11 protein-coding genes are annotated in these 11,659 nt (G+C 72.2%); all 11 read left to right on the plus strand.

What is annotated here, in order from left to right:
• Positions 1 to 247 precede the first annotated feature (247 nt).
• The 11 genes from MFF61_RS17635 (at position 248) to MFF61_RS17685 (ending at position 11,650) form a co-directional block, all read left to right on the plus strand.
• A complete protein-coding gene (locus MFF61_RS17635; protein WP_238236577.1) occupies positions 248 to 1,021 on the plus strand; it encodes a FadR/GntR family transcriptional regulator in 774 nt (257 codons plus the stop codon).
• A 222-nt stretch (positions 1,022 to 1,243) separates the two neighbouring features.
• Positions 1,244 to 2,116 carry an ABC transporter ATP-binding protein gene (locus MFF61_RS17640; protein ID WP_238236579.1) on the plus strand — a complete coding sequence of 291 codons (873 nt, stop codon included), beginning with the start codon at positions 1,244 to 1,246 and terminating at the stop codon, positions 2,114 to 2,116.
• On the plus strand, positions 2,116 to 3,003 hold the full coding sequence (locus tag MFF61_RS17645) for a branched-chain amino acid ABC transporter permease (RefSeq protein ID WP_238236581.1): 888 nt from the start codon (positions 2,116 to 2,118) through the stop codon (positions 3,001 to 3,003). The genes MFF61_RS17640 and MFF61_RS17645 overlap by 1 nt, the downstream gene beginning before the upstream one ends.
• Positions 3,003 to 4,046: a branched-chain amino acid ABC transporter permease gene (locus MFF61_RS17650; protein ID WP_238236582.1), complete on the plus strand. Its 1,044-nt coding sequence runs from the start codon at positions 3,003 to 3,005 to the stop codon at positions 4,044 to 4,046. The genes MFF61_RS17645 and MFF61_RS17650 overlap by 1 nt, the downstream gene beginning before the upstream one ends.
• 31 nt (positions 4,047 to 4,077) lie before the next feature.
• Positions 4,078 to 5,292, plus strand: a complete 1,215-nt coding sequence (locus tag MFF61_RS17655; RefSeq protein ID WP_238236584.1) for an ABC transporter substrate-binding protein — start codon at positions 4,078 to 4,080, stop codon at positions 5,290 to 5,292.
• A complete protein-coding gene (locus MFF61_RS17660) occupies positions 5,289 to 6,098 on the plus strand; it encodes an ABC transporter ATP-binding protein (RefSeq protein ID WP_238236585.1) in 810 nt (269 codons plus the stop codon). Before MFF61_RS17655 ends, MFF61_RS17660 begins: the two co-directional genes overlap by 4 nt.
• A complete protein-coding gene (locus MFF61_RS17665) occupies positions 6,095 to 7,915 on the plus strand; it encodes an AMP-dependent synthetase/ligase (protein ID WP_238236586.1) in 1,821 nt (606 codons plus the stop codon). Before MFF61_RS17660 ends, MFF61_RS17665 begins: the two co-directional genes overlap by 4 nt.
• Before the next feature lie 17 nt (positions 7,916 to 7,932).
• Positions 7,933 to 8,712, plus strand: a complete 780-nt coding sequence (locus MFF61_RS17670; protein WP_238236587.1) for an enoyl-CoA hydratase/isomerase family protein — start codon at positions 7,933 to 7,935, stop codon at positions 8,710 to 8,712.
• A 354-nt stretch (positions 8,713 to 9,066) separates the two neighbouring features.
• Positions 9,067 to 9,636: an RNA polymerase sigma factor gene (locus tag MFF61_RS17675; protein ID WP_238236674.1), complete on the plus strand. Its 570-nt coding sequence runs from the start codon at positions 9,067 to 9,069 to the stop codon at positions 9,634 to 9,636.
• Positions 9,629 to 10,285, plus strand: a complete 657-nt coding sequence (locus MFF61_RS17680; protein WP_238236588.1) for an NrsF family protein — start codon at positions 9,629 to 9,631, stop codon at positions 10,283 to 10,285. Before MFF61_RS17675 ends, MFF61_RS17680 begins: the two co-directional genes overlap by 8 nt.
• A 93-nt stretch (positions 10,286 to 10,378) precedes the next feature.
• Positions 10,379 to 11,650 carry a glycosyltransferase gene (locus MFF61_RS17685; RefSeq protein WP_238236590.1) on the plus strand — a complete coding sequence of 424 codons (1,272 nt, stop codon included), beginning with the start codon at positions 10,379 to 10,381 and terminating at the stop codon, positions 11,648 to 11,650.
• Positions 11,651 to 11,659: the final 9 nt, after the last annotated feature.

Consider the following 11,659-nt stretch of genomic DNA (forward strand, 5'->3'; position numbering starts at 1 on the left):
TCTATTCCGAGTTTAGGTGTTTATAGCGAATTTCAGGCCAAAATCACTATAAACGCATAAACTCGCTATGTGGAAGCCATTTCGGCATCAGCTGCCGCGGGTCGCGTGCCTGCATCCATGCGAATCGAGACACCTCGCGCCGCATATCCGGCTTGTCCGACAAACTATGGGTGCCTACTATCACCTTATTCTTGTGCTTGTCCGACAAACTCGCTAGCCGTAGGGGCAGGACGACCGGAGCAGGCCCGTGCTGGCTGCCGCAGAGGACCGTTTCGAGAGGGTCGAGGTCGCCTCCGCCTGCCACCTCGTGGCGGAGGCGATCGAGCGGGAGATCCTGTCCGGGCGGCTGCGCCCGGGGGACGGGGTCGGCACCGAGGCCGCGCTCTGCCGTCAGTTCGGGGTGAACCGCTCCACCGTCCGCGAGGCGATCCGGATGCTCGAACAGGGCGGGCTGGTGCAGCGCGGGGGCGACCGGCGCCTCTACGCCAGCCTGCCGCGCTACAGCGGCCTCTCCTCGCGGGTGAGCCGCGCGCTGATCCTGCACGAGGTCACCTTCCGCGAACTCTGGGCCACCGCGCGGGTGCTGGAGATCGCGGCGGCCGAGCAGGCGGCCGAGAACGCCGACGCCGCGGCGATCGACGCCCTTGAAGAGAACCAGGCCCGGGCCGAGCAGGCGCTCGACGATCCGGCCCGGCTCGCCGAACTCGACTCGCAGTTCCACTCGCTGATGAGCAAGGCCTCGCGCAACCGCGTGCTCGACCTCGCGCGTGAGCCCGCGGGGCTGCTGTTCTTCCCCACCACCGAGATGATCTGCCGCCGCGTGCCCAAGGGGGCGGCCCGGATGGTGGCGGCCCACCGCCACCTCATCGAGGCGCTGAAGGCCCGCGACGCGGCGGCCGCCGCGCTCTGGATGGCGCGTCACGTGGCCGACTGGCGCAAGGGCTTCGAGCGGGCCGGGCGCGACCTCGACGAGCCGGTCGAGCGCGTCTTCGCCCGCCACGCCCTGCGGGCGCCGTACTGATGACGACGGCCCGGGATGCCGAGGCATCGGGCCGTCGTTCCCTCTCGACGTGTCGACACCGCGCCAGCGGCTTGGCGAGACGTCGGGAGCGGGACCGGCGGTCATTTCCGGTGACCGCCGGTATGGGAGCCGATGCGCCGCCGTGAGGCGGCGCGAGACGACGAGGCCGCAGGCTCGAGATGCGGGGAGAACCGCGCCGGGGCGGCCGAGGGAGGAGCCGAGATGGGACCACAGCCGGCCCCGCGCCCCGAGGACGCCCCCGCGGGTGCGCCGTCCGCCGCGGCGACGCCGAGCCTCGCGGTGGCGGGGCTGTCGCTGCGCTTCGGCGGCCTCAAGGTCCTCACCGGCGTCTCCTTCGACGTGGCGCCCGGCTCCATCACGGCGGTGATCGGCCCGAACGGGGCCGGCAAGACCTCGCTGTTCAACTGCATCTCGGGCTTCTACCGGCCGCAGGAGGGGACGATCGCCTTCGAGGGCGAGGCGATCGGCCGGCTGCATCCGCCGGCCCGCGCCCGGCGCGGACTCGCCCGCACCTTCCAGAACATCGCGCTCTTCCGCGGCATGACCGTGCTCGACAACATCAAGCTCGGCCGCCACGTCCACATGCGCACCAACCTCCTCGACGCGCTCGTCTACTGGGGCCGGGCGCGCCGGGAGGAGATCGAGATCCGCGCCGAGATCGAGGAGCGGGTGATCGACTTCCTCGACCTCAACCACATCCGCCACCAGCCGGTCGCCTCCCTCGCCTACGGCTTGCGCAAGCGGGTCGAACTCGCCCGGGCGCTCGCGATGCGCCCCCGCCTCCTGATGCTGGACGAGCCCGTGGCCGGCATGAACCGCGAGGAGACGGAGGACATGGCCCGCTTCATCCTCGACGTGAAGGAGGAATGGGGCACCACCATCCTGATGGTCGAGCACGACATGGGGCTCGTCATGGACATCTCCGACCACGTCGTGGTGCTCAATTTCGGGCAGGTGATCGCGCGCGGGCGCCCCGCCGAGGTGACGCGCAACGAGGAGGTGATCCGGGCCTATCTCGGCGCGGGCGATGTCGGGGCGCTGCGCGCCCGCATCGAGGGGCGGGAGGCGGCCTGATGGAGGGGTTCGACCCGCTCTTCTTCGCCGAGGTGACGCTGGCGGGCCTCGGCTCCGGGGCGCTGCTCGCGCTCACCGGGCTCGCCTTCGTGCTGATCTACAAGGCCACCCGGGTGGTGAACCTCGCCATCGGCGAGATGCTGATGGTGGGCGCCTACCTGTTCTTCGCCTTCGCGGCGGGCCTCGGCCTGCCGGCCTGGGGGGCGATCCCGCTCGCGCTCGCGGGCGGGGGCCTGCTCGGCGCCGCCATCGAGCGCGCCATCATCCGGCCGATGCTCGGCGAGAGCCCGATCGCAATCTTCATGGTGACGATCGGGCTCGGCTCGGTGCTCGTCGGCCTCGTGGAGATCGTCTGGTCGCCCAACCCGACGCAGCTGCCCGACTTCATCGGCGCGGCCCCGGTCTTCCTCGGGGAGGCCTACGTGTCGCGCAAGATCGCGGTCGGCTTCGCGGTGGCCTGCCTCGTCATCGCGGGCTTCCTCCTCGCCTTCCGCACCTGGCGGGGCGGCGTGGCGCTGCGCGCCACCGCGGCCGACCAGGCGGCGGCCTATTCCTGCGGCATCGACGTGCCGGCGGTCTTCTGCGCCGCCTGGGCGCTCGCCGGGGTGGCGGCGGCCGCCGCCGGCATCCTCGTCGGCGCGGTCGGCGGCATCTCGCCGACGATGGGCGTCTTCGGCCTCTCGGCGCTCGTCGTCGTGATCGTCGGCGGGCTCGATTCGGTGGCGGGCGCCCTCGTGGGCGGCCTTGTCGTCGGCCTGCTCGAAGCGTGGTCCGGCACCTTCCTGGGGGGAGAATACAAGATCGTGGCGACCTTCAGCCTGCTGCTCGCCGTCCTGGTCGTGCGGCCCTACGGCCTGTTCGGCACCGCCGAGATCGAGCGGCTCTGATGCGGATCGGCGCCCTCAAGACCTCCTATGCGGCCGACCACGCGCTGTTCGACACGCCCGTGCAGCGGGCGTGGCTCGGCCTCGGCGCCGCCCTGCTGCTGGCGTTTCCCTTCGTCGCCGACGATTACTGGCTCTACCTCGCCTGCCTCGTCGCGATCCACGTCATCGCCACCACGGGGCTCAACATCCTCACCGGCTTCACCGGCCTCGTGAGCCTGGGGCATGCGGCCTTCATGGGGGTGGGCGCCTACACGGCGGCGCTGATGGAGATCCGCCTCGGCGCGCCCTTCCTCCTCAACCTCCTCGGCGGGGGGCTGATGGCGGCGGGCGTCGGCGTCCTCGTCGGGCTGCCGAGCCTGCGGGTGAAGGGGCTCTACCTCGCCATCGCCACCATCGCGGCCTCGTTCATCCTGCACTTCGTGTTCCAGAACTGGAGCACGGTGACCGGAGGCATCGCCGGGCTCAGCGTGCCCCCGGCCCGGATCCTCGGGATCGAACTCGCGCGGCCGGCCGCGCTCTACTGGGTGATCCTGCCGCTCGCCGGCCTGTCGGTGCTGGCGGCCGCCAACCTCTTCCGCACCCGGATCGGCCGGGCCTTCATCGCGATCCGCGACCGGGACATCTCGGCCGAGATCCTCGGCATCCCGCTCCTGCGCTACAAGCTGATGAGCTTCGGGCTCTCGGCCTTCTACGCCGGGCTGGCGGGCGGGCTGTTCGCCTATTTCTTCCGCTCGATCACGCCCGAGAGCTTCCCCCTCGTCTACTCGATCTTCTTCCTCGCCGCGGTGATCGTCGGCGGCATGGGGACGATCCTCGGCGGCATCCTCGGCGCCGCCTTCATGACGATGGTGCCGGAGGTGCTCAAGCTCGGGGTGGGCCTCGCCTCGCCCTGGCTGCCGAACGCGGTGGCGATCCTCTCGCCGGTGCGCACCGTGGTGTTCGGCCTGCTCATCATCGGCTTCCTGATCTTCGAGCCGCACGGACTGGCCGAGATCTGGCGGCGCATCCGCCGCTTCTTCCACCTGTGGCCCTTCAGAACCTGAACAAGACGAAAACCGGAGGAGACGCAACGCCATGACGATGACCCCGACGACCACGCGAGGCCAGGCCCTCACCCGTCGCCAAACGCTCGCGGCGGGCATCGCCGGGGCGGGCCTGCTCGCCGGCCTCTCGCCCGTCCGCGCCCAGGCCAACGAGATCGTCATCGGCGGCTCGATCCCGCTCACCGGCGTCTTCGCCTTCGCCGGTGTGGGCATCAACGACGGCATCGCCGACTACGTGAAGATCGTCAACGAGGCCGGCGGCATCCAGGGCCGCAAGGTGCGCTACATCCCGGAGGATACGGGCTACAAGGTTGACCAGTCGGTCGCGGTCTTCAACAAGATCACCGGTTCCAATCCGGTCAGCTTCTACTACAGCGACTCGACCGGCTTCGCCAAGACCATCAATCCGGAATTGAACCGCAAGAACTCGATGATCATGGCGGGCGCCTCGTTCGCGTCCGAGCTGAACAACCCGAAGGCCTATCCGAACCAGTTCGTCGCCGGTCCCGATTATTCCGAGATGATCGGCGTCCTGCTCGAATACATCGCCAAGACGCAGCCGGGCGCCCGCCTCGCGCTGGTCAACTCCGACACCGAATTCGGCCGCGACCCGGTCGCCGCCACGGAGGCGATGGCGGCCAAGCTCAAGTTGCCGATCGCCGTGAAGATCGTCACCCCGCCGACCTCCGTCGACGTGTCCACCGAGGTGCTGAAGCTGCGCCGCGCCAACCCGGACTTCACCCTCTTCCACGGCTACATCCTCGCGCCCCTGCCCGAGTTCATGAGCCAAGCCAAGCAGCTCGGCCTCAAGACCAAGTTCATGGGCACCTTCTGGTCGATGGACAACTCGATCTGGGCGCGGGTCGGCGAGCCCGCGGACGGGTTCATGGGCGTGATGCCCTACCGCTACTACTACGACGAGGCGCCCGATGCGCCGATGCTGCAGAAGATCCGGGCGATGCGGCCGGAATACCAGTCCACCGCCTACATGCAGGGCTTCCTCACGGCGATGCTGTTCTGCGAATCCGCCAAGCGCGCGCTGGCGGCGGGCCAGGAGCTGACCGCCCCCAACCTGAAGGCGGCGCTCAACACCCTCAAGGACTTCGACACCGGCGGGATCATCGGGGTGCCCATCACCCTGTCGGGCAACACCATCCCGGTCGGGCGGGTCTACCGCTACGATGCGGCGGCCAAGCGCATGATCGGCGAGGGCGACTGGATCCGCCTCGGCAAGGACGCCGGATGAGCGCGCCCGGCCCGATCCTCGACGTCGCCAACATCGAGGTCATCTACAACAGGACGGTGCAGGTGCTGCGCGGCCTGTCGCTCGCGGTGCCGCGCGGCCAGGTGGTGGCGCTGCTCGGCTCCAACGGCGCGGGCAAGTCCACCACCCTCAAGGCGGTCTCGCGCCTGCTCGAGATCGAGGACGGTGCGCTGACGGGGGGCGCGATCCGCTTCGACGGGCAGGACGTGGCGGCGTTCGCGCCCCACGCGCTGGTGCGGCGCGGCCTCTTCCACGTCATGGAGGGGCGCCGGATCTTCGAGGATCTTAGCGTCGAGGAGAACCTCACCGCCGCCACCTTCGCGCGGCCGGGAGGGCGGCCGTCCCGGGGTTTTGCCCTCGTCTACGAGTATTTCCCGCGCCTGTTCGAGCGCCGCTCCGGCCTCGCCGGCTACCTCTCGGGGGGCGAGCAGCAGATGCTGGCGATCGGCCGCGCGCTGATCGCCGAGCCGCAGCTGATCCTCCTCGACGAGCCCTCGCTCGGCCTCTCGCCGATCCTGGTCGAGGAGATCTTCTCCATCATCGCCCGCATCAACCGCGAGCAGGGCACCGCCATGCTGCTCGTGGAGCAGAACGCGGCCGTCGCCTTCGCGGTCTCGCACTACGCCTACATCATGGAGACCGGCAAGATCGTCATCGACGGCCCGGTGGAGCGGCTGATGCACGATGCCGACGTGCGCGAATTCTACCTCGGGCTCGGCGCCGCCGGCCAGGGCAGGAGTTTTCGCGACGTGAAGCACTACAAGCGGCGCAAGCGGTGGCTCTCGTGACCGCAGCCTCCGACCTCACCCTGCCCGATCTCACCCTGCCGCAGATGCTGCGCGAGCAGGCGCGCGTCCAGCCCGACCGCGTGGCGATCCGCCAGAAGGATTTCGGCATCTGGCACCCGGTCACCTGGGCGGCCTACGCGGCGCGGGCGGAGGCCGCCGGCCTCGGCTTGCGGGCGCTCGGCCTTCCGGCCGGCGGCCACGTGGCGGTGCTGTCCGAGAACCGGGTCGAATGGGTGCTGGCCCAGCTCGGGGCCGGCCTCGTCGGCGCCGTGACGGTGGGCGTCTACCCGACGAGCCCGGCGGGCGAGGTCGCCTACGTGCTCGGCCATGCCGAGGCCGAGATCGTGGTCTGCGAGGACCAGGAGCAGGTCGACAAGGTGCTGGAGCGCCGCCACGAGCTGCCGCGCCTGCGCCGCGTCGTGGTGATGGAGACCAAGGGCGCGCGCGCCTATCCGCCCGATCTCGTCCTCACCTTCGCGGCCCTGGAGGCGGCGGGGCGCGCCTACGGCGAGGCGCATCCGGGGCTCGTGGACGAGGTCCTGGCCCGCCAGAGCCTCTCCGACATCGGGCTGATGATCTACACCTCGGGCTCGACGGGCAAGCCGAAGGGCGCGATGCTGAGCTACCGCAACATCCGGGCGCAGGCGCTCGTGATCGCGGAGCGCATCGGGCTCGACCGCGACGGCGTCCACCTCTCCTACCTGCCGCTCTGCCACGTGGCCGAGCAGATGCTGACCACGATGGGACCGATCTACCGCGGCTCGCAGGTGAATTTCGGCGAGTCGCTGCGCACCGTGCAGGACGACCTGCGCGAGGTCGCCCCCACCCTGTTTCTCGGCGTGCCGCGGATCTGGGAGAAGCTGCACGCGGCCATCACCATGAAGCTCGCCGAGGCGGGCGGCTGGCGGCTCTCCCTGTTCGAGCGGGCCCTGCGCGCCTGCGAGCCCTTCGCGGAGGTGCCGCGGGAGCGCCGCACGCTCCTCCAGCGCCTCACCTTCGGGTTCTGGTACGCGCTGGTGTTCCGGGCGCTGCAGAACTTCATCGGCCTGCGCCGCGCGCGGGTCGCGATGACCGGGGCGGCCCCGATCCCGGCCCGGATCGTGCGCTTCTTCCGCACCCTCGGGGTGCCCCTCGTGGAGGCCTACGGGGCGACCGAGACCTCCGGCATCGCCGCCTGCCAGCGGGTCGGGGAGGTGGTGCCGCTCTGCGTCGGCCCTGCGGCCCACGGGGTGGAGCTGGCGCGCGGCCCGGACGGCGAACTGCTCGCCCGCGGCGACACTGTCTTCGTCGGCTACTACCGCAACGCGGAGGCGACGCAGGCCGCCTTCACGCCGGAGGGCTTCCTGCGCACCGGCGACGTGGCCGAGACGGTCCAGGGCCAGTGGCGCATCGTCGACCGGCTCAAGGACATCATGATCACGGCCGGCGGCAAGAACCTCAGCCCCTCCGAGATCGAGAACACCGTGAAGGCGAGCCCCTACGTCAAGGAATGCATCGTCATCGGCGAGGGCCGCAAGTTTGTCTCGGCTCTGATCCAGATCGACGCCGAGACGGTGGGGCAATGGGCGGAGGCGCAGGGCATCACCTTCACGCATTTCCGCAGCCTCGCCGAGCACCCCCGGGTGCGCGAGCTGATCGACCGCGAGGTGGCGGCGGCCAACGGCCAGCTCGCCCCGGTGTCCCAGGTGCGGCGCTTCCACCTGCTCGCCAAGGAACTCGACCACGACGACGACGAGGTGACGGCGACCATGAAGGTGCGCCGCGCCTCCATCCAGACCAAGTACGCCGAGGAGATCCGCGGCCTCTACGCGGCGTGAGCGACGAAGGAGCCGGCATGCAGCCCGTGATCGACAGCTTCGACGAGGAGACCGGCATCGCGGTCCTCACCTTCAACCGGCCGGAGGTGCTGAACGCCCTCGACGTGCCGACCGCCGTGGCCTTCCGGGCGGCGGTGGAGCGCTGCGTGGCACGGGAGGGCGTGCGCTGCCTCGTGCTGAAGGGTGCGGGGCGCGCCTTCGTGGCGGGCGGGGATGTCGCGAGCTTCGGCCCCGACCCGGAGCGGGTCGTGAACGCGCTCCTCGACGCGCTCCACCCGGCGATCCTGGCGCTGCGCGCCTGCCCGGCGCCGGTGGTCGCGGTGGTGCAGGGGGCGGCGGCCGGAGCGGGCCTGAGCCTCGTCCTCGGCGCCGACCTCGTGCTCGCGAGCGACCGCGCCCGCTTCCTCCTGGCCTACGACCGCCTCGGCACCACGCCGGATTGCGGGGCGACGTGGTTCCTCCCCCGCCGGGTCGGGCGCGAGCGCGCCTTCGCGCTGATGCTGCTCGGCCGCGACCTCGACGCCGCGGCGGCCCGCGAGGCCGGCCTCGTGACCGAGGTCGTCCCGGCGGACGAGCTCGAAGCGCGCAGCGACGCCGTCATCCGCCGCATCGCCGCCGGCCCGACCCTGGCCTATGGCCGCTACAAGCGCCTGATCGACGAGGGCTCGGGCCCCTCCCTCGCCGGCCAGCTGGAGGCCGAGCGCGCGGCCTTCCTCGCCTCCACCCGCACGGCCGATTTCCGCGAGGGCGTCGCAGCCTTCCTGGCCAAGCGCCCGGCGGCCTTCCGGGGCGCGTGAGGATCCGCGGCGTGCCTCCCGGATGAAGGGGGGACGTAACCACCTGCCCGCCCGGCACGAAGGAGCTGACGAATCCGTCCAGGCGGGAGGGAGCCGATGCGACGACCCGGTCTCACCGTCCCGGCCCGTTCGGGCACCGGAGCAGGAGCCGAGCGCGGAACCATCGGATCCTGCGCGAACGTTCTGATGGTGCCGCCTTGTCTGCGACGAACCGGGAACCTGTCCGTCGGACGATGCTCCCGTCGCGTGCTGACCGCGAACTTAGTGGCGGCGAGCGCGCGGGCGGGCCAGGCGGCCCGGCTCCCGCGCCGGGCCGCGACGGGCTATCCTGAGGTCAGGGCCGGCGGGACGCCCATGGACCTCGAAGCGAGACTCTCCTCCGCGATGACGGCGGCGCAGGGCGGCGATGCCACCGCCTATCGGGCGCTGCTCGGCGCCTGCGTGCCGGTCATCGCCGCCGCCGCCCGCGCGCAGGGCGTGCGGGGCGATGCCGTGGACGACGTGGTGCAGGAGACCCTGCTCACCCTGCACCGGGCGCGTGCCAGCTACGACCCGGACCGCCCGTTCCTGCCCTGGCTGCGCGCCATCGCGCAGCGCCGCGCCGTCGACCTGATGCGCCGGGCCGGGCGCCGGCCCCAGGAGGTCCACGACCCGCTCGCCTACGAGGCCGAGATCGATACCGGTCCCGGTCCGGGAGAGGGCATGGAGCGGCGGCAGCGCGAGGCGCGCCTCGCCCGGGCGGTGGCGGCCCTGCCGGAGGGCCAGCGGCAGGCGGTGGAGCTGCTCTCGCTGCGCGAGCAGTCCCTGGAGGAGGCCGCGGCCGCGACCGGCCGCAGCAAGGGCGCGCTCAAGGTCAACCTGCATCGGGCGCTCAAGGCGCTGCGCGCCGCCCTGCGGGGCGATAGGGAAGAGGGCCATGTCTGACGCCGCACCCCACGACGCCCTGGTCGAGGGGCTCGTCGCGCGCCTCACGCCCGTGCGCCCGCTGCCCCCGCCCGCCCTGCGCGGCCTCGTCTGGTGCCCCGCCGTGATCGGCATCGGGCTCCTCGCCCTGCCCTTCGCCGACCTCGCCGGCCTGCGCGCCCGGATGGCGGTGACCGACCTGCGGCTCGCCGCCATCGGCTCGGCGCTGACCGCCTGGACCGCGGCGGTCGCGGCCTTCGTGACCAGCGTGCCGGGGCGCTCCGCCCGCTGGGCGCTGCTGCCGCTCGCGCCCGCCGCCCTCTGGGTCGGCGCGAGCGGCCTCGGCTGCCTGCGCACGTGGCTCGTGCCCGGCACCACGCTGGCGGACGGGGCCGACATGCGCGGCTGCGCCGCCATCCTGATCGGCTTCTCGCTGCCGCTCTCGGTGGCGCTCGTCGCGATGCTGCGCCGGGCCTGCCCCTTGCGCCCGACGCTCACGGCGGCGCTCGGCGGGCTCGCGGTCGCGGCAGCGGCGGCGACGCTGCTGGTGCCGGTCCACCCGCACGACGCCACCGTCACCGATCTCGCGATCCACGCGGTAGTGGTCGCGGCGGTCATCGCCCTCAACGCGCTGGCGGGCGGGCGCCTGCTCGACCGCGAGCGGCCATGAGGGTAGCGGCCATGAGGTAACCGCCGCTGTTGCACCTGCGAAGAGCCGTGGCATGGGACGCCCGTTCCCACCAGAGCCTTGCGGGAGACGGTGATGAAACTGCTCATCGCGGCGACGCCGCTCACCGGCCACCTCAACCCGCTCCTCGCGATCGCGCGGGCGGCGCTCGCGCGGGGGGACCAGGTAGCGGTCACCACCGCGTCGGCGTTCCGGGACCGGGTCGAGGCCGAGGGGCTGCGCTGCCTGCCCTACGAGGACGACCACGCCGCCGAATACCGCGCGACGGAGCTGCCGGCCGGGCCCGAGCGCTACCGGCGCGAGTTCGAGCGACGCTTCATCGACGGCATTCCGAGCCAGGCGGAGTGGCTGCGCGGCCTGATCGCGCGCGAGCGCCCGGACGCGCTCGTGGCGGGCAGCCTCGTTCTCGGCGTCCTGCCGCTGCTGCTCGGCGCCGGTCCGCGGCCTCCGGTCGTCACCTGCAACGTGAGCTTCCTGTTCCTCGACCGGCCGGACGGCGCGCCGGTCGGGCCGGGCCTGCCGCCGGCCCGCGACGCCGCGGAGCGGGCCCGCTACGCGGCGATCCGCGCCCAGGTCGAGGCCGCCTTCACCCAGCCGGTGCGCGCCTATACGGATGCGGCGCTCGCGCGCGCCGGCGCGCCCGGGCTGCCGGCCTCGCTGACGCACGCCATCCTCACCCTGCCGGACGCCCTGGTGCAGTTCACCACCCCGGCCTTCGAGTACGACTTCTCGCCCCTGCCGCCGTCGATCCGGTTCGTCGGCGCGCTGCCCCCGCCCGCGCAGGCGGCTCCGCGCCCCGACTGGTGGGGCGACCTCGCGGGCGGGCGCCGGATCGTTCTCGTCACGCAGGGCACCCTCGCCAACGCGGATTTCGACGAACTCGTCGCCCCGACCCTGGCGGCGCTCGCCGGGCGCGAGGACGTGCTCGTCCTCGGCACGACGGGCGGGCGCCCCCTCGACGCGGTGCGCGGGCCGATCCCGGCGAATGCCCGCCTCGCCACCTTCCTGCCCTTCGCCGACCTGATGCCCCGGCTCTCGGCCCTCGTCACCAACGGCGGCTACGGCACCGTGCAGGCGGCGCTGCAGGCGGGCGTACCGATCCTCTCGGCTGGGCTCACCGAGGACAAGGCCGAGATCGGCGCCCGGGTTGGGTGGTCGGGGGCGGGGCTCAACCTCGCCACGAACACGCCCTCACCCGGCGAGATCCGCCGCAGCGTCGATGCGCTCCTCGACGATCCGTCCTTCCGCCTCCGCGCCCGGGCCCTCGCGGCCGACTTCGCACGCCACGATCCCCTCGCCGAGACCCTGGCGGTCATCGACGAGGCGGTCCGGGCCGGCTGGCGCTGAGGGGCTGCG

Origin of the sequence: Methylobacterium isbiliense, from assembly GCF_022179325.1 — a bacterium.
GTDB lineage: Bacteria > Pseudomonadota > Alphaproteobacteria > Rhizobiales > Beijerinckiaceae > Methylobacterium > Methylobacterium isbiliense.